A 21,471-nucleotide genomic window follows, 5' to 3' on the forward strand; every position below is an offset into this window, starting at 1 on the left:
ATAACAACCTTAAATCAAAGGGGTGTGCATGCCATACAATGAAATCACAAGGGTTCAAGTCCCTGCCTTAATGCATTTAGCCAAGTTGGGCTATAACTTTATTTCTCAAAAAAATAAGCCTAACCTAGACACCGCCACCAATATTTTAATAGATAGTTTCACTCAAGCCTTTGAGCGATTAAACCCCAATAAAAACGCAAAAGATGCGCTTACTGAAATGAAAAAACGCTTGAATTACGATGATTTAGGCAAAAGCTTTTATGAATACTTACTCAAAAGCGAGCATCAAATCATAGACTTTGATAACCCTAACAGCAATCTTTATGAAATGATGGCTGAATTACCTTATAAATCCTTTAGGTCTGACATCACCCTTTTTATTAACGGCTTGCCTTTGGTGAATATAGAAGTTAAGCAGCCTTACGCCAAAAAAGGCATTAAAGAAGAAAGAGATCGCCACATCCAACGCTATGAAAACCCCGAAAACAAAGTTTTTTATAACCTCGCGCAAATCTGGCTCTTTAGCGATAACTTGCCCTATGATGAAAACAACCCCGATCAAGGCGTGTTTTATAGCGCTTCTTATTCGCCCATTTTCCAACGCTTTGTTGAAGCTCATAAGCTAGATATTACCCCCCCCCCCCCGAAAATGAACAAAACCACAGATCGCTTGAAGAAATTCAAAAACGCGTCTTAAACGAATTTAACCTTAAAGACACCGACACCCTAGAAAGCCCTAAAGATGCCCCCACAAACCCCTTTTTAACTTCGTTTTGTTCTCACAAAAGGCTTTGCTTTATCCTAAAATACGGCATTAGTTTCTTAAAAGAAAAATCGGAGTTTAAAAAACACATTTGGCGTTACGCGCAAATGTTTGCGAGCTTGAACGTTTTAAAAGAATTGCAAAAGCATTATGAAAATAACCCCAAAGACCCTCTAAAAGGCATCATCTGGCACACGCAAGGCAGCGGTAAAACCGCCTTAACCTACCATTTAACCAAACTCATCAGAGACTTTTTTAGCCGATCCAACCTAAACAAAAAGACTAAATTTTATTTTATTGTGGACAGGTTGGATTTATTAGAACAAGCCAAAAACGAGTTTTCAAAAAGAGGCCTTTGTGTGCATGAGGCAGAAAATAAAGAGGATTTGAGCCAAAAATTAAAAAACTCTAGAGTGTTTGAAGGCCCTCAAGGGAATGATGAAATCATCGTTGTGAATATCCAAAAATTCAAAGCCCCCAATGAAGAAAAAGCCCCTAATGAAGACCCCTCTAATAGCGCTCCTAAAGAAATTGTTTCTAAAACAGAATTACAAGAAGCGACAAAAGATAGCCACGATTTACAAAGGGTGTTTATCATAGATGAAGCCCACAGGAGCTATGATCCTAAAGGTTGTTTTTACGCTAATTTGATAGAATGCGACAAAACAGCGCTAAAAATCGCCCTCACAGGCACGCCCCTATTAGAAGACAACGCGCAAGATAAAGCCACTAAAAACACTTTTGGCAACTACTTGCACACCTATTCTTATACAGAATCCATTAAAGACAGACACACCCTAAAACTCCAATTAGAAATCATTGAAAAGAGTTACAAAGAAAAATTACAAGCAATCTATCGCCTTTTACAAGAAAGCATCACTATTGAAGACATAGAGGTTAAAAAAGAAACGATTTTTAATCATGAAAGATACATTAAAGAAATGCTCTCTTATATCATCAGAGATTTATTGAAATTCAGACAACTGAATGATAACAACGAACACTTAAAGGCCATGGTGGTTTGTTTTTCAAGCAAGCAAGCCGGATTAGCTAATTTTCTTTTTAATGAAGTCCAAGAAGAAGTCTTACAAAAAAACCCCAACCTAAGGATTTTTAACAAACTCAAATCCAGCCTGATTTTGCATGATGAACAAGAAGTTAAAGAAAAGATTTATTCTTTCAAACATGAAGATACGGATATAGCCTTTGTGTTTAACATGCTTTTAACCGGCTTTGATTTACCCAATCTCAAGCGCCTTTATATCCACAGAGAGTTAAAAGATCACAATTTACTCCAAGCCCTAGCCAGAGTGAATCGCCCCTATAACAACATGTCTTTTGGCTACCTTATAGATTTTGTAGGGATTCAAGAAAATTTTGACAAAACGACTGATGATTATTTGAAAGAATTAAAAGGGTTCAATCAAAGCACTGCCAGTAGCGATTCTAATATCAAAGACATTTTTGCGGATCGTGAGGTTTTAGAAAAAGACATTAAAAACGCCTATAACAATCTTTTTGATTACCCCATTGACAATATAGAGGCCATGACTAGCGCCATTGTCAATATCAGCGAAATGAACGAGCTTTTAAAAGTTTCACACGCCATCAACACGCTCAAAGAGCGCTACAATTTAATCCGCACTTCTAATGATGAAAAAATCCTTCCATTAAAAGAAAAAATTGATATTGAAAAGATCAATAAAATCTCTTCAATGCTTGGCAAAAAAGCCAAACAACTCCATGCGTTAAAAAATATCAATGAGCCTAAAAACCCAAACGATTTAATGATTTTAGAAGATCTCATCGCTCTTTTAGACTTTAAAATAGAATTTAAAGAAAGCAAAGAATTGCATTTTAAAGAAAGAGAAGAGATTAGCGCTAAATACAAGCAAGCTAAAGAGATGTTAGAAAAAATCCCAGACAAACAAGATAAAGAAATCCAAAAGATTTCTAAAGAGCTTTCAAAACTGATCCAAGAACCCCTAACCAATCATAATTTTGATGGAATTTCTCATTCCTACAGCGCAATCATTTCACAACTAAAGCAACATAAGGAGCAAACCACCAACCTATTAAACAAATACAATAATGATCGAGCTTATGTGATCACGCATAAGCGCCTTCACAATCGCCTCATGGAAGAAAACATTTCTAAGGGAATTTTCACGCTTTTAAGCGCGCTCAAAAAAGCTCTTGATGCGCGTATTTTTAAGCGTCAAGAAATCTTAAACGAAGAAACCACCCTAAAAACTGCCATAAAAGCAGAATTGAGGGACGCTTTCAAAGAAAACCCCTCCTTAAAAGATTTAGAAAAAGAAAAAGAATTTATCATTCAAACCCTTTTTAACGAGCTACAAAACCACCATCAAGGAAATTCACATGCCTAATAACGCTTTATTGCAAATCAAACAAAACACCCTCAACCTCATTGATGATTTAAAAGTCATTTGCACGAGTTTTGGTTTAGGGAACGACGGCAACGAATACAAGATCATCACGCAATGCTTTTTGTATAAATTCTTATGCGATAAGTTTGAATTCCTTTTTGAACAAGAATTCCCCAACCAAACGATACAAGATTACAAAGACTTTAAAAAGGAAGAAAAAGAAGATTTCTTTATTACCTTAACCGATAAAAGACTCCCCAAACTCGCTTATGATGAGCTTTTAAACTATCTTTTTGAAAAACATTTTAACGATAACGATTTACACCTTAAACTAGACGCTATTTTTAATCGCATTTCTAGCAATAACGCCGAACTTTTTAACACCAAAAGCACGGATAAAACCACTATCGCCTTATTTGAAAGCGTCTCACCATACATTAATGAAGAATCTAAAAGGGCTAATTTTACAAGAGCTTTATTAGACAAACTCAAAAATTTTAATTTCAAACAAGCTTTTTTAAACTTACAAAACCAACAAGGCTATGACTTTTTCGCCCCCATTTTTGAATACTTGCTCAAAGATTACAATAACGCCGGCGCAGGCAAATACGCCGAATACTACACCCCCTTAAGCATCGCTAGCATCATCGCTAAACTTTTAATCAATGAGCCAACTCAAAGCGTCAAAATCTATGATCCAAGCGCTGGTACAGGAACGCTTTTAATGGCATTAGCCCACCAAATAGGCACCGATTCTTGCACCCTTTATGCCCAAGACATTTCGCAAAAATCCTTAAGAATGCTCAAACTTAACCTCATTTTAAACGACTTGACCCACTCTTTAAGATACGCCATTGAGGGAAACACTTTAACCAACCCCTACCATTCTAAAGATTGTCATGGGAAAATGGATTTCATCGTGAGTAACCCCCCTTTCAAGCTGGATTTTTCCAACGAGCATGCCGAGATTTCACAAAACAAAAACGATTTTTTCTTAGGCGTGCCTAATATCCCTAAAAACGATAAAAGCAAAATGCCCATTTACACGCTCTTTTTCCAGCATTGCTTGAACATGCTTAGTAATAAGGGTAAGGGGGCTATTATCGTGCCAACCGGATTTATTAGCGCTAAAAGCGGAATAGAAAATAAGATTGTCCGGCATTTAGTAGATAAAAGGCTCGTTTATGGGGTAATTTGCATGCCCAGTCAGGTTTTTGCCAACACCGGCACTAACGTGAGCATCATCTTTTTTCAAAAAACGCCAAGCGCAAAGGAAGTGATCTTGATTGACGCTTCCAAACTCGGCGAAGAATACACCGAAAACAAAAACAAAAAAACGCGCTTAAGAGCAAGCGATATGGATTTGATTTTAGAAACCTTTCAAAATAAAACTAAAAAATCGGATTTTTGCGCTCTGGTTTCTTTTGATGAAATCACAGAAAAAAATTATTCTCTAAACCCTGGGCAGTATTTCACTATAGAAGACACGAGCGAAACAATCAGCCAAGCGGAGTTTGAAAACTTGATGCAGCAATATTCAAGCGAACTGACAAGCCTTTTTGATGAAAGCCAGAGCTTGCAACAAGAAATTTTAGAAACTTTAGGAAATCTTAATTATGATTAAACTTTTAGATTTAAAAAATCATTCACTAATTGCTATCAATCAAAACAACTATACTAAAAAAGACAATTACAAAAAAGTTTGTTATTTAGATACTGATAACATCACAAACAATAGAATAAATGCTTTTCTAAAAATTGATTTGACAAAAGAAAAATTGCCTTCAAGAGCTAAACGAAAATGCTCTATTAATAGCATTATTTATTCTAGTGTAAGACCCAACCAACGCCACTTTGGGATTATCAAAGAAATTCCAAAAAATTTTTTAGTTTCTACCGCTTTTATCGTAATAGATGTTATAGACTTAGAAAAATTAGACCCTAATTATTTGTATTATTATATTACGCAAGATAAAATCACTCATTACTTGCAACGCATCGCAGAATGTGGGACTTCTAGCTACCCCTCTATCACGCCCTTAGATTTTCTTAATATTAAAATCAAACTTTACCCACTAGAAACACAACAAAAAATAGCCCGCACGCTTTCTATTTTAGATCAAAAAATAGAGAACAACCATAAAATCAACGAGCTTTTACACAAAATCCTAGAACTTCTTTATGAGCAATACTTCGTTCGTTTTGATTTTTTAGATGAAAACAACAAGCCCTATCAAACTAGCGGCGGAAAAATGAAATTTTCTAAAGAATTAAACCGCCTTATCCCTAACGATTTTGAAGTTAAAACGCTAGGGGATAATCCCCTATGCAACACGATCAAAACCGGAGTAACCCCCTTTAAACAAAAAGTGTATTATGAAACAAAACATATACAAGAAACCCTATCTCTTAATCAAGGACTTAAAGTTAGCTATAACAAACGCCCCAATAGAGCCAACATGCAACCCACTATCCATTCAGTATGGTTTGCCAAAATGAAAGACACTAAAAAACACTTATTTTTAAACCAACACATGCAATCATGGATAAAAGAAAGCATATTATCAACAGGTTTTTGTGGCTTACAATGTCAAAAACATACTTTTGAATACATAGCTTCCACGATTAAATACTCCCCTTTTGAAACAAGAAAAAATAATCTAGCGACCGGCGCTACACAAAAAGCTATCAACATTGAGATGCTAGACTATATTTTCATTCTTATACCAAATAAAGAGCTACTAGATAATTATTCTAAAATAACTAAACCACTCTATGAAAAAATCTCTAATAATATCATTGAAACCCAAACCCTAACCGCGCTCAGAGATTTTCTACTCCCCCTACTCCTAAAACAGCAAGTCAAACCCCAATGAAAACATAAAAACCAAAAATAAGCAACAACTAAGCAAACTCGCGCTATAATCTCTCTTTTTGATTGCGGAGTATGGCGCAGCCTGATTAGCGCGCACCCTTGGGGTGGGTGAGGTCGTGGGTTTGAATCCCGCTACTCCGACCATGACTTTTTAAAAAAGCTTCAATCATTATCATTTCATTATATAATCACACCAAACAAACTGATTTTTAAACATGATGATTGAAAGGATTTTTATTGAATTGTTTCTTTAACCGAGAGCTTTCATGGTTAGCTTTTAACACAAGGGTTTTAAACGAAGCCAAAGATGAGAGCTTGCCTTTATTAGAGCGCTTGAAATTTTTAGCCATTTATGACACGAATTTAGACGAATTTTACATGATAAGAGTGGCAGGGCTTAAACAACTCTATGAGCATAAAATCGCCTCTAAAGGCATTGATGGTGCAAGCCCTGAAGAACAATTAGAAAAAATCAAGCATTATTTAGCGCATGAAATTGAAGAAAGGGAATTGGAATTTCAAAAAATCCAAGCCCTACTCTTTAAAAAAGGGCTTTGTATCACCCCCTATAATGAATTGAATTTAGAGCAAAAAGCGAAGGCTAAAACCTATTTTAAAGAGCAGCTTTATGCGTTAGTTTTGCCTTTTAAGTTGGATTCTTCGCACACCTTCCCGCCTTTAGCGAATTTGACTTTCGCGCTTTTTGCCCACATCAAAGACAAAGAAACCCAAAGTGCCTCCTATGCGCTCATCAAACTCCCCTCTTTTATCTTCCGTTTTGTGGAGCTAGAAAAGGGCTTGTTTGTGCTGGCTGAAGAAATCGTAGAAGCGCATTTAGAAGAATTGTTTTTAGAGCATGAGATTTTAGATTGCATGGCGTTTAGGGTAACTTGCGATGCGGATATTGCCATCACTGAAGACGAAGCGCATGATTATGCGGATTTGATGAGTAAGAGTTTGAGGAAAAGAAATCAAGGCGAAATCGTGCGCTTGCAAACCCAAAAAGGGAGTCAAGAGCTTTTAAAAACCCTTTTAGCGTCTTTAAGGAGCTTTCAAACCCACTCTTACAAAAAGCACAAACTCACCGGCATGCATATCTATAAAAGCGCGATCATGCTCAATTTAGGGGATTTGTGGGAATTAGTCAATCATAGCGACTTTAAAGCGCTCAAATCGCCCAATTTCACGCCCAAAATCCACCCTCATTTCAATGAAAACGATCTTTTCAAATCCATAGAAAAACAAGATCTGTTGCTGTTTCATCCTTATGAAAGTTTTGAGCCTGTGATCGATTTAATAGAGCAAGCCGCTAATGATCCGACCACCCTTTCTATCAAAATGACGCTTTATCGTGTAGGCAAGCATTCCCCCATTGTCAAAGCCTTGATTGAAGCGGCGAGCAAGATTCAAGTGAGCGTTTTAGTGGAATTAAAAGCGCGCTTTGATGAAGAAAGCAATCTGCATTGGGCAAAAGCTTTAGAAAGGGCGGGCGCGTTAGTCGTTTATGGCGTTTTCAAACTCAAAGTGCATGCTAAAATGCTAGTGATCACTAAAAAAACAGACAACCAATTACGCCATTTCACCCATTTAAGCACGGGCAATTACAACCCTTTGAGCGCTAAAATCTATACCGATGTGAGTTTTTTTAGCGCTAAAAATGAAATCGCTAACGACATTATCAAGCTTTTCCATTCCTTGCTCACTAGCAGCGCGACTAATAGCGCATTAGAAACGCTTTTTATGGCGCCCAAACAGATCAAACCTAAAATCATTGAACTCATTCAAAACGAAATGAACCACAAACAAGAAGGCTATATCATTTTAAAAGCCAACGCCCTAGTGGATAGCGAAATCATTGAATGGCTCTATCAAGCCTCTCAAAAAGGGGTTAAAATTGATCTCATTATCAGGGGGATTTGCTGTTTAAAGCCCCAAGTCAAGGGCTTGAGCGAAAATATCAGGGTGTATTCTATCGTGGGGAAATATTTAGAACATGCACGCATTTATTATTTTAAACATGAAAATATTTATTTTTCTAGCGCGGATTTAATGCCCAGGAATTTAGAAAGGCGCGTGGAATTGCTCATTCCCGCCACAAACCCAAAGATCGCCAATAAATTGTTGCGTATTTTAGAAATCCAACTCAAAGACACCTTAAAACGCTATGAGTTAAATTCTAAAGGCCGTTACACTAAAGTTTCAAACCCTAACGATCCTTTAAATTCGCAGGATTATTTTGAAAAACAAGCCCTTAAAACCTTTTAAAGGTTATCGTTCAAATCATAAAAGATAAGGATTTAAATGCTTTATTCGTTATTAAAAAAATATCTTTTTAGCTTGGACGCTGAAGACGCGCATGAAAAAATTTGTAAGATTTTAAGAATGCTTTCTTCATCGCCCTTTTTGTGCAATTTGATTGATTCTCAATGGGGTTATCAAAACCCAAAGCTTGAAAATGAAATTTTAGGCTTGCATTTCCCTAACCCTTTAGGCTTATCCGCCGGTTTTGATAAAAACGCTTCCATGCTCAGGGCGTTAACCGCTTTTGGGTTTGGCTATTTAGAAGCAGGCACTCTCACCAATGAAGCGCAAATGGGGAATGAAAGACCAAGGCTTTTCAGGCACATTGAAGAAGAGTCCTTGCAAAATGCGATGGGGTTTAATAATTACGGGGCGATTTTAGGAGTAAGATCGTTTAAGCGCTTCGCTCCCTATAAAACCCCCATTGGCATCAATTTAGGCAAAAACAAACACATAGAGCAAGCGCATGCCTTAGAAGATTACAAGGCGGTTTTAAATAAATGTTTAGATATTGGCGATTATTACACCTTCAACCTTTCTTCGCCCAACACCCCTAATTTAAGGGATTTACAAAATAAAGCGTTTGTGCATGAGCTTTTTTGCATGGCTAAAGAAATGACTCATAAGCCTTTATTTTTAAAAATCGCCCCAGATTTAGAAACAGATGACATGCTAGAAATCGTCAATAGCGCTATTAAAGCAGGAGCGCATGGGATCATTGCGACTAATACCACGATTGATAAAAGCTTGGTATTCGCTCCTAAAGAAATGGGGGGCTTGAGCGGGAAATGCTTGACTAAAAAAAGCCGTGAAGTCTTTAAAGAATTGGCTAAAGCTTTTTTTAATAAAAGCGTTCTTGTTTCTGTGGGGGGGATTAGCGACGCGAAAGAAGCTTATGAAAGGATTAAAATGGGAGCGAGTCTGTTACAAATTTATAGCGCTTTTATTTACAATGGGCCAAATTTATGCCAAAATATTCTTAAAGATTTGGTAAAATTACTCCAAAAAGATGGATTTTTGAGCGTTAAAGAGGCTATAGGAGCGGATTTAAGATGAAATATTTTTCTGTTAAAAGACTTTTAAGGCTTAGTTCTGTCTTGTTAGTCACTTTAGGAGCGAGCATGCACGCACAATCTTACTTACCCAAACATGAGAGCGTTACCTTAAAAAACGGGTTGCAAGTCGTGAGCGTCCCCTTAGAAAATAAAACCGGGGTTATAGAAGTGGATGTGCTTTATAAAGTCGGCTCTAGAAACGAAGTCATGGGCAAGAGCGGGATCGCTCACATGTTAGAGCATTTGAATTTTAAAAGCACCAAAAACCTTAAAGCCGGCGAATTTGATAAGATTGTTAAGCGTTTTGGGGGCGTGAGTAACGCTTCTACGAGCTTTGACATCACGCGCTATTTCATTAAAACCAGTCAGGCTAACTTGGATAAGTCTTTAGAATTGTTCGCTGAAACCATGGGTTCTTTGAATTTAAAAGAAGATGAGTTTTTGCCTGAGCGTCAAGTGGTCGCTGAAGAAAGGCGATGGCGTACCGATAATTCCCCTATCGGCATGCTTTATTTCCGCTTTTTTAACACCGCTTATGTTTATCACCCCTACCATTGGACGCCCATTGGTTTTATGGACGATATTCAAAACTGGACTTTAAAAGACATTAAAAAATTCCATTCGCTCTATTATCAGCCTAAAAACGCTATCGTTTTAGTGGTGGGCGATGTCAATTCCCAAAAGGTTTTTGAATTGACTAAAAAGCATTTTGAATCCTTAAAAAACCTTGATGAAAAGGCTATCCCCACTCCTTACATGAAAGAGCCTAAACAAGATGGGGCAAGAACGGCAGTCGTGCATAAAGATGGGGTCCATTTAGAATGGGTAGCGTTAGGGTATAAAGTGCCTGCTTTCAAGCATAAAGATCAAGTCGCCCTAGACGCGTTAAGCAAGCTTTTAGGCGAAGGCAAAAGCTCATGGTTGCAAAGCGAATTAGTGGATAAAAAGCGCCTAGCTTCTCAAGCTTTCTCGCACAACATGCAATTACAAGATGAAAGCGTGTTTTTATTCATCGCTGGGGGTAATCCTAATATCAAAGCCGAAGCCTTACAAAAAGAAATCGTAGCGCTTTTAGAAAAGCTGAAAAAAGGCGAAATCACTCAAGCGGAATTAGACAAAATCAAAATCAATCAAAAAGCTGACTTTATTTCTAATTTAGAAAGTTCTGGCGATGTGGCGGGGCTTTTTGCGGACTATTTAGTGCAAAACGATCTTCAAGGCTTGACTGATTATCAGCAACAATTTTTGGATTTGAAAGTGAGCGATTTGGTACGCGTGGCTAATGAATATTTTAAAGACACCCAATCAACCACCGTGTTTTTGAAACCTTAAAAGAGCCTTATCGCATGCAATTTCATTCATCTAGCGCGTTAATTACGCCTTTTAAAAAAGATTTGAGCGTTGATGAGGCCGCTTATGAAACCTTGATCAAGCGCCAAATTTTTCAGGGCATGGACGCATGCGTGCCTGTTGGCACGACAGGAGAATCCGCCACGCTCACCCACAAAGAGCATATGCGTTGCATTGAAATCGCCATAGAGACTTGCAAAAACACTCAAACGCCCTCCAATTCACGCATGAAAGTGTTGGCCGGCGTGGGCAGTAACGCCACGAGCGAGTCCCTTTCTTTAGCAAAGTTCGCTCAAAAAATCGGCGCGGATGCGATTTTATGCGTAAGCCCTTATTATAACCGCCCCACGCAACAAGGCTTGTTTGAACATTATAAAACTATCGCTCAATCGGTGGAAATCCCTGTCATGCTTTATGATGTGCCAAGCCGCACAGGCGTGTCTATTGAAGTCCCAACCGCTCTCAAACTCTTTAGGGAAGTCCCTAACATTAAAGCCATTAAGGAAGCGTCTGGCTCTTTGAAAAGAGTAACAGAATTGCATTACTATGAAAAAGATTTTAAAATTTTTAGTGGGGAAGATTCGCTCAACCACTCTATCATGTTTTCAGGGGGGTGCGGCGTGATTTCAGTGACCGGTAATTTAATGCCCAATTTGATTTCACAAATGGTCAATTGCGCGCTCAAACTTGAATACCAACAAGCCCTAGAAATCCAAGATAAGCTTTTTGATTTGCATCAAGCCCTTTTTGTGGAAACGAACCCTATCCCTATTAAAATGGCCATGCATTTAGCCGGCTTGATTGAAAACCCAAATTACAGACTGCCTTTAGTAGCCCCAAGCAAAGAAACGATCAAACTTTTAGAAAAAACTTTACAACAATATGAGGTAATTGCATGAATGGTTCCAATCACATGAAAAATAAAACCCTAGTGATTAGCGGCGCGACGAGAGGGATTGGCAAGGCGATATTGTATCGTTTCGCTCAAAGCGGCGTGAATATCGCTTTCACTTACAATAAAAATGTTGAAGAAGCCAACAAAATTATAGAAGATGTGGAGCAAAAATATTCCATTAAAGCCAAAGCCTACCCCCTTAATGTTTTAGAGCCTGAGCAATACACAGAGCTTTTTAAGCAAATTGACGCTGATTTTGACAGAGTGGATTTTTTTATTTCTAACGCTATTATTTATGGGCGCTCTGTCGTGGGCGGATTTGCGCCTTTCATGCGATTAAAACCTAAGGGGTTAAACAACATTTACACAGCCACCGTGTTAGCGTTTGTGGTGGGGGCTCAAGAAGCGGCAAAACGCATGCAAAAAATAGGCGGCGGGGCGATCGTGAGCTTAAGCTCTACTGGGAATCTGGTCTATATGCCCAATTATGCTGGGCATGGCAATTCTAAAAACGCCGTAGAAACCATGGTCAAATACGCTGCCGTGGATTTAGGCGAATTTAACATTAGAGTGAATGCGGTTAGTGGCGGGCCTATTGATACGGACGCTTTGAAAGCTTTCCCTGATTATGTGGAGATTAAAGAAAAAGTAGAAGAGCAATCGCCCCTAAAGCGCATGGGTAATCCTAACGATCTAGCCGGAGCGGCTTATTTTTTATGCGATGAGACCCAAAGCGGTTGGCTTACAGGGCAAACGATCGTTGTGGATGGTGGGACTACTTTTAAATAAAGATTTTTTTTGAAAAACATTATCCATATCCACCAAAATAAAGAGTTGCAATTCATTAAAAAATGCTTGTTGGGCTATTTTTTCGCCCCTTTGTGTGGGGCTATTTTGTTGGTGCTTTTTCTTGTTTCAAGCGGAACAAAATCGTTTCAAATTTCTAACCTCTTCAATAATCAATTGGCTTATATCGTGTTATTGTCTCTTTTTTTGTGCGCGCTTGGGTTTATTGCCGGAGCGATTGGTTTTTACAGGCTTTCTAAAATCACACGCCATCTGAGTTTTTTTGAAAATTTTGCTTTCAGTTTTTTGGCGGTGATTTTATGTGCTCTTTTAAGCTATCTTGTCCCTAACGCCAGTAACGCCCTTTCACTAATCGGTAATGGTGTTTCTGTTTTTTATCTGCATAAACTCTATAGAGAATTGAGCCTTTACACGCAAGAAAGGTTTTTTTTAAGCGGTTTTAGATTGTTGCTTTTTAGTTTCATGCTGGCTCTTTTAGGGGTTTTAGCGCAAGCGTTAGTTATCATTTTTTTAACGATCGCTGTGATTTTAATGTGTGTGGCGCTCAGTTTTTTAGGGCGCGCGTTCTTGAATTTTTCACAAGTCTTTTTGAAAGCATGAAAGTTTTAAAACTCCTACCTAATTTTTTAACGATTTTACGCATTGTCTTATCCTTATTTTTATTGTTTTTATTGTTAAACACGCGCACTTATTTTAGTTTTTTAACCCCCTTTCACATCAACATGATCTCTTCATTGGTTTTTTTGTTTGCCGCTCTCACGGATTTATTGGACGGCTATATCGCCAGAAGCTATAAAGCCAAATCGCGCTTTGGGGAAATTTTTGATCCTTTAGCGGATAAAATCCTTATTTTGAGCGCGTTTTTAGGGTTAGTTTATTTGGATCGTGTGAATGCGTGGGTCCCGTTTGTGATTTTAGGGCGCGAATTTTTTATTTCAGGGCTTAGAGTCTTAGCCGCTAATGAAAAAAAGGATATTCCTGTCAATGCGTTAGGCAAGTATAAAACCGTGTCTCAAGTCGTGGCGATTGGCGCTTTATTAGCCAATTTAACTTACTCTTATGTGCTTGTGGCTATAGCGGTTTTTTTAACCCTTTATTCGGGGATAGATTACACGATTAAATATTATAAATCTTAAGTTTTAGATTAATTTTATAATACTGATAATAAAAAACACAAAAGAATTGATGCCAACCAAGCGATAGCTTTTTAAGAAAACGAGTTTAATAAAGTAACCAAAATCCCATTTTTTAAAAATTAAAAATATTAAAATTTAATAAGGCTTATCCAATTTGATTAAAACAAATCCTTATTTTTATTTAAAAAAAATCTTTTTATTTTATTTTTGTTATAATTCAAGCTATTTTTATTTTTAATCTAAGGAGGTGTCGCATGGACAATCAAAAGATAACGCATCAAAATACCACGCAAAAACAAGGCGAGCTTAAAAGAGACATGAAAATGCGCCATCTCTTGATGATTGCCTTTGGGGGAGCGATCGGCACAGGGCTTTTTGTAGGCACTGGGGGTAATATTGCGAGCGCTGGCCCTTTAGGGACCTTGATCGCTTATTGTTTTGGAGGGCTTGTGGTCTATTGTATCATGCTCTCTTTAGGCGAATTGGCTAGCGTTTATCCCACTACGGGAAGCTTTGGGGATTATGCGGCTAAATTCATAGGCCCTGGCACGGGCTATATGGTTTTTTGGATGTATTGGCTTGGCTGGGTGATCACGGTTGCGTTAGAATACATCGCTATAGGCATGCTCATGCAACGCTGGTTTGCGGGTATTCCTATCCATTATTGGGTTATTTTATGCATTGCATTGGTTTTTTTATTGAACTTTTTTTCGGTTAAAATTTTTGCCGAGGGCGAGTTTTTCTTTAGCCTGATTAAAGTTTTAGCGGTGATCGCTTTTATAGGCATTGGCGTAATTGGGATCATTTATCAAATCTATTTGCATGGGTTTAGTTCTGTTTTTGATAATTTCCATTTTGGCGATAGGGGGTTTTTCCCTAACGGGAGCGCGGCGGTTTTTTCTGTGATGCTCGCTGTTATTTTTGCTTTCACTGGCACAGAAGTCATTGGGGTGGCTGTAGGAGAGACTAAAAACGCTAGCGAAGTGATGCCCAAAGCGATTAAAGCGACCTTGTGGCGGATTGTCTTTTTCTTTTTAGGCTCTGTGTTTGTCATTTCTGTTTTTTTACCCATGAGCGATTCTTCTATCGCACAAAGCCCTTTTGTGAGCGTTTTAGAACGCATCAACTTGCCCTTTATTGGCATGGGTATCCCTTATGTGGCTGATATAATGAACGCTGTTATCATTACGGCGATGTTTTCTACCGCTAATTCAGGGCTTTATGGGGCGAGCCGCATGATTTATGGGCTGTCCAAACAAAAGATGTTTTTTAAAGTTTTTTCCCAGCTCAACCGACAAGGTACGCCCACTTATGCGATGTTTTTTTCCCTTTCTTTTTCCCTTATAGGACTTTTAGTCCAAATTTATGCCAAAGAAAATGTCGTTGAAGCTTTGATTAATGTGATCAGTTTCACGGTGATTATCGTGTGGGTTAGCGTGTCCATTTCGCAATATTCTTTCCGCAAGCAATACTTAAAAGCCGGGCATTCTTTAGAGGATTTGCCTTATAAAGCCCCTTTCCTGCCCTTTTTGCAACTCATAGGGATCACTGGGTGTATTATCGGCGTGATTGGTTCGGCTATGGATAAGGATCAACGCATTGGGATGATTTTAACGATTGTTTTTGCTGTTGTGTGTTACATTGGATACTATTTTACACAAAAAGCTAATGAAAATAACAAAAAAGATTTGATATAATCTTTTTTTAATTTTGAAATTGACATCAATCAAGGAAGTAACCATGATGAAAAAAACTTTTTTTGTCTCTTTGGCTTTAGCGCTAAGTTTGAATGCGGGCAATATCCAAATCCAAAACATGCCCAAAGTGAAAGAGCGAATAAGCGTCCCTTCTAAAGAGGATACGATCTATTCTTACCACGATTCTATTAAGGATTCTATTAAAGCGGTGGTGAATATCTCCACTGAAAAGAAGATTAAAAACAACTTTATAGGTGGCGGTGTGTTTAACGACCCCTTTTTCCAACAATTTTTCGGGGATTTGGGCGGTATGATCCCTAAAGAAAGAATGGAAAGGGCTTTAGGCAGCGGCGTAATCATTTCTAAAGATGGCTATATTGTTACGAATAACCATGTGATTGATGGCGCGGATAAGATTAAAGTGACCATTCCAGGGAGCAATAAAGAATATTCCGCCACTTTAGTAGGCACGGATTCTGAAAGCGATTTAGCTGTGATTCGCATCACTAAAGACAACCTGCCCACGATCAAATTCTCTGATTCTAATGATATTTTAGTGGGCGATTTGGTTTTTGCGATCGGTAACCCTTTTGGCGTGGGCGAAAGCGTTACGCAAGGCATTGTTTCAGCGCTCAATAAAAGCGGGATTGGGATCAACAGCTATGAAAATTTCATTCAAACAGACGCTTCCATTAATCCTGGAAATTCTGGTGGCGCTTTGATTGACAGCCGTGGAGGGTTAGTGGGGATCAATACCGCTATTATCTCTAAAACCGGGGGCAACCACGGCATTGGCTTTGCCATCCCTTCTAACATGGTTAAAGATATTGTAACCCAACTCATCAAAACCGGTAAGATTGAAAGAGGTTACTTGGGCGTGGGCTTGCAAGATTTGAGCGGCGATTTGCAAAATTCTTATGACAACAAAGAAGGGGCGGTAGTCATTAGCGTAGAAAAAGACTCTCCGGCTAAAAAAGCAGGGATTTTGGTGTGGGATTTGATCACTGAAGTCAATGGGAAAAAGGTTAAAAACACGAATGAGTTAAGAAATCTAATCGGCTCCATGCTACCCAATCAAAGAGTAACCTTAAAAGTCATTAGAGACAAAAAAGAACGCACCTTCACCCTCACTCTAGCTGAAAGGAAAAACCCTAACAAAAAAGAAACCATTTCTGCTCAAAACGGTGCACAAGGCCAATTGAACGGGCTTCAAGTAGAAGATTTAACCCAAAAAACCAAAAGGTCTATGCGTTTGAGCGATGATGTTCAAGGGGTTTTAGTCTCTCAAGTGAATGAAAATTCCCCAGCAGAGCAAGCCGGCTTCAGGCAAGGCAACATCATCACAAAAATTGAAGAGATTGAAGTGAAAAGCGTTGCGGATTTTAACCATGCTTTAGAAAAGTATAAAGGCAAACCCAAACGATTCTTAGTTTTAGACTTGAATCAAGGTTATAGGATCATTTTGGTGAAATGATAGAGATGGGTTGTTAGTCGCATGTCTTTGATTAGAGTGAATGGGGAAGCTTTTAAACTCTCTTTAGAAAGTTTAGAAGAAGACCCTTTTGAAACTAAAGAAACGCTAGAGATTCTTGTTAAACAAACGAGCGTTGTTTTATTGGCCGCTGGGGAGTCTAAGCGTTTTTCTCAAACCATCAAAAAACAATGGTTGCGCTCTAATCATACCCCCTTATGGCTCAGCGTTTATGAGAGCTTTAAAGAAGCCCTAGACTTTAAGGAAATCATTTTAGTTGTAAGCGGATTGGATTATATTTATATCCAACGCCATTACCCTGAAATCAAGCTTGTAAAAGGCGGGGCATCAAGGCAAGAATCCGTCCGTAACGCTTTAAAAATAATTGATAGCGCTTACACGCTCACAAGCGATGTGGCTAGGGGTTTAGCCAATATGGAAGCGCTTAAAAGTTTGTTTTTAACCCTCCAACAAACCAGCCATTATTGCATCGCTCCTTACTTGCCTTGCTATGACACAGCGATCTATTATAACGAGGCTTTAGACAGAGAGGCGATCAAACTCATTCAAACCCCGCAATTAAGCCACACCAAAGCGCTCCGATCAGCCCTAAACCAAGGGGATTTTAAAGATGAAAGCAGCGCGATTTTACAAGCTTTCCCTAATCGTGTGAGTTATATTGAAGGCAGTAAAAATTTGCACAAACTCACCACGAACGATGATTTGAAACATTTCGCGTTCTTTTTCAACCCAGCAAAGGACACTTTTATCGGCATGGGTTTTGATACGCATGCGTTTGTTAAAAATAAGCCTATGGTTTTAGGGGGGGTTGTTTTGGATTGCGAGTTTGGGTTAAAGGCTCATAGCGACGGCGATGCTTTGTTGCATGCGGTTATTGATGCGATTTTAGGGGCGATTAAAGGGGGGGACATTGGCGAATGGTTCCCTGATAATGACCCCAAATACAAAAACGCCTCTTCTAAAGAGCTTTTAAAAATCGTGTTGGATTTTTCACAAAGCATTGGGTTTGAATTGTTTGAAATGGGGGCGACTATCTTTAGCGAAATCCCTAAAATCACCCCTTACAAACCGGCGATTTTAGAGAATTTGAGCCAACTTTTAGGTTTAGAAAAATCTCAAATCAGCTTGAAAGCCACTACAATGGAAAAAATGGGGTTCATTGGCAAACAAGAAGGGCTGTTAGTCCAAGCGCATGTGAGCATGCATTATAAACAAAAACTTTAAACGCGATAAAAGGAAGAATGGATGAAAATCTTAATCATTGAAGACGATTTAGCGCTAGCTAGGAGTATCTCTCATAATTTGCATGATTTAGGGCATTTTTGCGAGATCATCTCTAGCATTTCAGAAGAAAATAAAGAGCCTTATGATGTGATTTTGGTTTCTTCTAAAGTTTGCACTCAAGGGCGTTGCGAACACTTTGTGCGTTATAATTCCAAGCAAATCATTATCATGATGGCTTCGCATGTCAATGAAGATGGCGTGAATAAACCCATTCAAGCGGGAGCGAGAGATTATATTCTAAAACCTTTTAAAATGGATGAATTGTTGCGTAAGATCCAATACCACAAAGCCTACCAAGAAATGACCGCTCGCTTGGGATTTTATGAAAATTACTTAGACTTTATCCATGCGGAATTGCCCTTGCCTAAAGATTTTTCCTACCGGCCGCCTTTCATCATCCACACGCCCTCTCAAGAGCTTGCGAACGCTTATTTATTGCAATACGCTAAAGAAAGGCAAATGGATTTTTCTTTTTTCTCTTTAAAGGATACCACTTGGAAAGATCTATACAAGAATAAAGACAAACTAGAACGCCCTTTTTACATCATGCATTTAGAAGAGCTTAAAAAAGATGAGCAATTGAAATTGTTAGAATTGGCCCGTTCATGCCCTATTGTTTTATCTTATACCCATAAAGAACCCCTAGAATTTCCTAAAATTGTGAGCATTGAATGCGGCAATAAGCCCCTATCTTTATTTAATAACCACACGACTTTCCTTTCCATTCAAGAGTATGAAAAAGAAGCGATCAGGCATTTTTCTTCCACTTGCACCGATACAGAATTAGCCAACAAGCTTGGCATTAGCCGCAAAAGCCTTTGGGAAAAACGCCGGAAATATAACTTACCGCGCAAATAACAGAAAATCCTTAAGCCCTGTTTTTTGTGGGGCGTTGATCATAAAATGCAAGAATGCCAAAAGCATTTTTGCAATCAAAAGAGCTAAAACAAGCGGTGATCTCTCAAAATTTAGCGTATTTAATGAGAATAGAGCTAATTATTATTAAAATAACTTATTATTTGCTATGTATTTACTATAATAGTTTAACTTTTAAAAAAGTGAAATTCAACTTAAGGATTAACCATTAGACAGGCGTTTAACAAAACAAGATCCATGCATTCAAGAACTCTTTTACTGGACATTGATTGCGTTATCCCTAATATTGTTAGGCGTTTGCTCTCTAATAAAACGCTCCCCAAAAGATTCGCCGCTTATAGCTTGCAAGAAGTGGGCGTTATTTTTCTCACCACTCAAATTTTATCTATCATGCGCAAAACCCGTTGCTCTAAAACGCTTTTTTTTATCACTAGGGGCAGAGAGAGTTTCCGCTACCAGCTGTGCGATCATTACAAACAAAAACGCCACCAATTTGATGAAGATTTTAAAGCCCTTCTAGGAACCCTAAAAATCGCCATCGTGGAAAAATACCCCCTAAAAAAAGGGGCTAAAATCCAGGGCGAACATTGTTTTGAATATGAAGCCGATGATATTATCTCTTTTTACAAAAAGAAAGACCCCAACAATTACGTGATAGCCAGCATGGATAAGGATATTTTGTATTCCAATAGAGGTTCTCATTTCAATCTCAAAACCAACGCTTTTTTTAATGTGAGTCAAAAAGAGGCTCATTTTTTTGCTTATTACCAATGCGTTGTGGGGGATAAAGGGGATAATATTAAAGGGGTTAAAGGGATTGGCGGCTTCAACTATAAAGATTTTTTAAACGAAGACGCTAAAGAGCATGAATTGTGGGAGCAAATCATTCAAGCGTTCAAAATTAAAGAAGATTTGAGCGACAGCGAAGCTAAAGAAAAGGCTCTTTTAAACATGCGTTTAGTCAATATGCACCAGATGACCCACCATGGCGTGATCAAACTATGGGAGCCTGAGTTTAAAAAAACTTTTTTCCCTAAAAAAATACAAAAACCTGATTTCAAAAGAATTTCTTAAAACATTTTTAAAACAAAAACTTCTTTTAATATTGATTTTTTAAAAAAGAAATTACCGCTTGTTTTATCGCTTACTTTATTGCAAACTCTTCACTATTGATTATAAAATGGTATTTTTTAAAACAAAAACTTCCCAAAAAAGACAAAAGAGCTATCTCCAAGGCTTTTTCTCGTGGCTTTAGAATTATAAGCATACACATACCCCCCACCCATATCAAAAGACAAATCCCTATAAGTCCAAACCCTAAAGCTGCTCATTAAAGAATATTCTTGATAATCCCCAAAAGCCACCATCGCGTCTAAACGCACCCTTTTAGTCTTAAGCCCTAAAAAAACATAGCCTGAAATGCTAGAGTTTGCAAAATAAATCGCTGGCACGCCGGGCGCATTGATCCCACGGCCATAGAATTTAGTCCTGTCATTAAAAGTCCATAGATAGCCCTTATTGTTTCTTGCCGGAACGATATAAAAACCCGTTCCAAAATTAAAAATTTGGTATTTAAAAGTTTGATCGATCAAAAACAAGCCGGCATTTTTAGCGCTTGTAACCGCATCAGTGTTGCCGTATTGATACATGCCATGCACTAGAGTGTGCGAAGTGAAACCCTTAGCTAAAGAAGCGTTATACTCCAACTTACCCCCCACTTGCACTAAAACATTTTGAGTGGGCAAAGGCAAGCGGGTATCCGTTAAAATAAAAGGCACCACTTTAAGATTTTCATGCCTGTATTCTGCGCCCAAAACAAACACTTCCCCCCCTACATACAAGCGTTTAGACACAGGATCATAAGACGCTAGAGCGTTTAGGGAAGTAGCGATCCGATTCCCTTGCTCTTTATTGATCTGATGCCCATTATAAAGCATGCTATCCATAAAAATCCCAAAATAACGCATGGAATTTTGCTTAAAAGCCACAGAGATCCCTTGAATATTGCCCCCTATCCAATCAAAATCCACGAAATCGGTATTGAAACGCCCTAAAGCGATTTTAAAACGCTGGTTAGTGTATTGAACATACGCATCAGAAACATCGCCAGCACTCAAATAAGGTTTAACGTTGTTAGGGTTACCAAAAAAATTCCCTAGACTGATGTAAAGGTTAGCCAAACGCTGTTTGTTATAAATATTCCAAGCCCCAATCGCTCCAATGCCAAAAGACCACCCATTGCTATAAGAAAAATCCACCCCAAGACGCGCTAAAGCCCCCACATAGCTGTGAGGGTTTTTTTGCGCCCCTTGATTATATAATAACCCCAGATAGCCAAAAGGTTTGACTGCGATTTCTAAAGCTTTCAAAGACAGACCATTTAAAAAAAGGATCCCTAACGCTAAATAATAATATCTTTTCTTATTTTTCTTATATTGCATTAAAAACTCATCGTGGATTTAAACTCAATATTTTAGTTAAAATTCCTTTTAATTGCGCTGAAACGGGTTTAAAATCTCAATGACCACTAAACATTATCAATAAACTTGA

The 21,471-nt window shown here is 38.3% G+C and carries 17 protein-coding genes and 1 tRNA gene; 17 read left to right on the top strand and 1 reads right to left on the bottom strand.

What is annotated here, in order from left to right; genetic code table 11:
• Positions 1–28 precede the first annotated feature (28 nt).
• The 17 genes from EWZ81_RS08400 (at position 29) to EWZ81_RS01750 (ending at position 19,995) form a co-directional block, all read left to right on the top strand.
• On the top strand, positions 29–697 hold the full coding sequence (locus tag EWZ81_RS08400; RefSeq protein WP_240146729.1) for a type I restriction endonuclease: 669 nt from the start codon (positions 29–31) through the stop codon (positions 695–697).
• Between the two features lie 173 nt (positions 698–870).
• The gene (locus EWZ81_RS01675) at positions 871–3,153 is read left to right on the top strand and encodes a DEAD/DEAH box helicase family protein (RefSeq protein ID WP_240146730.1); all 2,283 of its coding nucleotides are present in this window, start codon (positions 871–873) and stop codon (positions 3,151–3,153) included.
• Positions 3,146–4,777, top strand: a complete 1,632-nt coding sequence (locus EWZ81_RS01680) for an N-6 DNA methylase (protein ID WP_165548817.1) — start codon at positions 3,146–3,148, stop codon at positions 4,775–4,777. The genes EWZ81_RS01675 and EWZ81_RS01680 overlap by 8 nt, the downstream gene beginning before the upstream one ends.
• Entirely contained in the window at positions 4,770–6,029 is a 1,260-nt protein-coding gene (locus EWZ81_RS01685; protein ID WP_165548818.1) for a restriction endonuclease subunit S, read from the top strand. Before EWZ81_RS01680 ends, EWZ81_RS01685 begins: the two co-directional genes overlap by 8 nt.
• A 65-nt stretch (positions 6,030–6,094) precedes the next feature.
• A tRNA-Pro gene (locus tag EWZ81_RS01690) sits at positions 6,095–6,172 on the top strand.
• A gap of 93 nt (positions 6,173–6,265) precedes the next feature.
• Positions 6,266–8,293 carry an RNA degradosome polyphosphate kinase gene (locus tag EWZ81_RS01695; RefSeq protein WP_165548819.1) on the top strand — a complete coding sequence of 676 codons (2,028 nt, stop codon included), beginning with the start codon at positions 6,266–6,268 and terminating at the stop codon, positions 8,291–8,293.
• A 36-nt stretch (positions 8,294–8,329) separates the two neighbouring features.
• The gene (locus tag EWZ81_RS01700; protein WP_165548820.1) at positions 8,330–9,385 is read left to right on the top strand and encodes a quinone-dependent dihydroorotate dehydrogenase; all 1,056 of its coding nucleotides are present in this window, start codon (positions 8,330–8,332) and stop codon (positions 9,383–9,385) included.
• The gene (pqqE, locus tag EWZ81_RS01705; protein WP_165548821.1) at positions 9,382–10,716 is read left to right on the top strand and encodes a zinc protease PqqE; all 1,335 of its coding nucleotides are present in this window, start codon (positions 9,382–9,384) and stop codon (positions 10,714–10,716) included. Before EWZ81_RS01700 ends, pqqE begins: the two co-directional genes overlap by 4 nt.
• A 14-nt stretch (positions 10,717–10,730) precedes the next feature.
• The gene (gene dapA, locus EWZ81_RS01710; RefSeq protein WP_165548822.1) at positions 10,731–11,633 is read left to right on the top strand and encodes a 4-hydroxy-tetrahydrodipicolinate synthase; all 903 of its coding nucleotides are present in this window, start codon (positions 10,731–10,733) and stop codon (positions 11,631–11,633) included.
• On the top strand, positions 11,630–12,418 hold the full coding sequence (locus EWZ81_RS01715) for an enoyl-ACP reductase (protein ID WP_001014507.1): 789 nt from the start codon (positions 11,630–11,632) through the stop codon (positions 12,416–12,418). Before dapA ends, EWZ81_RS01715 begins: the two co-directional genes overlap by 4 nt.
• A 9-nt stretch (positions 12,419–12,427) precedes the next feature.
• The gene (locus EWZ81_RS01720; RefSeq protein ID WP_165548823.1) at positions 12,428–13,036 is read left to right on the top strand and encodes a hypothetical protein; all 609 of its coding nucleotides are present in this window, start codon (positions 12,428–12,430) and stop codon (positions 13,034–13,036) included.
• Positions 13,033–13,572, top strand: coding sequence for a CDP-diacylglycerol--glycerol-3-phosphate 3-phosphatidyltransferase (gene pgsA, locus EWZ81_RS01725; RefSeq protein WP_000866199.1), 540 nt, complete (start codon positions 13,033–13,035; stop codon positions 13,570–13,572). Before EWZ81_RS01720 ends, pgsA begins: the two co-directional genes overlap by 4 nt.
• Positions 13,573–13,826: 254 nt before the next feature.
• A complete protein-coding gene (locus EWZ81_RS01730; RefSeq protein ID WP_165548824.1) occupies positions 13,827–15,269 on the top strand; it encodes an amino acid permease in 1,443 nt (480 codons plus the stop codon).
• A 43-nt stretch (positions 15,270–15,312) separates the two neighbouring features.
• Positions 15,313–16,743, top strand: coding sequence for a Do family serine endopeptidase (locus EWZ81_RS01735; RefSeq protein WP_000976588.1), 1,431 nt, complete (start codon positions 15,313–15,315; stop codon positions 16,741–16,743).
• A 21-nt stretch (positions 16,744–16,764) separates the two neighbouring features.
• Positions 16,765–17,985, top strand: a complete 1,221-nt coding sequence (locus tag EWZ81_RS01740; RefSeq protein ID WP_165548825.1) for a bifunctional 2-C-methyl-D-erythritol 4-phosphate cytidylyltransferase/2-C-methyl-D-erythritol 2,4-cyclodiphosphate synthase — start codon at positions 16,765–16,767, stop codon at positions 17,983–17,985.
• Positions 17,986–18,006: 21 nt separating this feature from the next.
• On the top strand, positions 18,007–18,903 hold the full coding sequence (locus tag EWZ81_RS01745; protein ID WP_000697532.1) for an OriC activity response regulator: 897 nt from the start codon (positions 18,007–18,009) through the stop codon (positions 18,901–18,903).
• 255 nt (positions 18,904–19,158) lie between these two features.
• Positions 19,159–19,995: a 5'-3' exonuclease gene (locus EWZ81_RS01750; RefSeq protein WP_165548826.1), complete on the top strand. Its 837-nt coding sequence runs from the start codon at positions 19,159–19,161 to the stop codon at positions 19,993–19,995.
• A gap of 116 nt (positions 19,996–20,111) precedes the next feature.
• Here EWZ81_RS01750 and EWZ81_RS01755 read toward each other — a convergent pair whose 3' ends face one another.
• Entirely contained in the window at positions 20,112–21,362 is a 1,251-nt protein-coding gene (locus tag EWZ81_RS01755) for an outer membrane family protein (protein WP_165548827.1), read from the bottom strand.
• Positions 21,363–21,471 lie beyond the last annotated feature (109 nt).

It is taken from the genome of Helicobacter pylori (assembly GCF_011140715.1).
Lineage (GTDB): Bacteria > Campylobacterota > Campylobacteria > Campylobacterales > Helicobacteraceae > Helicobacter > Helicobacter pylori_DA.

Bases quoted from the DNA above. Each gene is read 5' to 3' on its own strand.
- EWZ81_RS08400 (WP_240146729.1), top strand. From the start codon at position 29: ATGCCATACAATGAAATCACAAGGGTTCAAGTCCCTGCCTTAATGCAT.
- EWZ81_RS01675 (WP_240146730.1), top strand. From the start codon at position 871: ATGTTTGCGAGCTTGAACGTTTTAAAAGAATTGCAAAAGCATTATGAA.
- EWZ81_RS01680 (WP_165548817.1), top strand. From the start codon at position 3,146: ATGCCTAATAACGCTTTATTGCAAATCAAACAAAACACCCTCAACCTC.
- EWZ81_RS01685 (WP_165548818.1), top strand. From the start codon at position 4,770: ATGATTAAACTTTTAGATTTAAAAAATCATTCACTAATTGCTATCAAT.
- EWZ81_RS01700 (WP_165548820.1), top strand. From the start codon at position 8,330: ATGCTTTATTCGTTATTAAAAAAATATCTTTTTAGCTTGGACGCTGAA.
- pqqE (WP_165548821.1), top strand. From the start codon at position 9,382: ATGAAATATTTTTCTGTTAAAAGACTTTTAAGGCTTAGTTCTGTCTTG.
- dapA (WP_165548822.1), top strand. From the start codon at position 10,731: ATGCAATTTCATTCATCTAGCGCGTTAATTACGCCTTTTAAAAAAGAT.
- EWZ81_RS01715 (WP_001014507.1), top strand. From the start codon at position 11,630: ATGAATGGTTCCAATCACATGAAAAATAAAACCCTAGTGATTAGCGGC.
- pgsA (WP_000866199.1), top strand. From the start codon at position 13,033: ATGAAAGTTTTAAAACTCCTACCTAATTTTTTAACGATTTTACGCATT.
- EWZ81_RS01730 (WP_165548824.1), top strand. From the start codon at position 13,827: ATGGACAATCAAAAGATAACGCATCAAAATACCACGCAAAAACAAGGC.
- EWZ81_RS01735 (WP_000976588.1), top strand. From the start codon at position 15,313: ATGATGAAAAAAACTTTTTTTGTCTCTTTGGCTTTAGCGCTAAGTTTG.
- EWZ81_RS01740 (WP_165548825.1), top strand. From the start codon at position 16,765: ATGTCTTTGATTAGAGTGAATGGGGAAGCTTTTAAACTCTCTTTAGAA.
- EWZ81_RS01745 (WP_000697532.1), top strand. From the start codon at position 18,007: ATGAAAATCTTAATCATTGAAGACGATTTAGCGCTAGCTAGGAGTATC.
- EWZ81_RS01750 (WP_165548826.1), top strand. From the start codon at position 19,159: ATGCATTCAAGAACTCTTTTACTGGACATTGATTGCGTTATCCCTAAT.
- EWZ81_RS01755 (WP_165548827.1), bottom strand. From the start codon at position 21,362: ATGCAATATAAGAAAAATAAGAAAAGATATTATTATTTAGCGTTAGGG.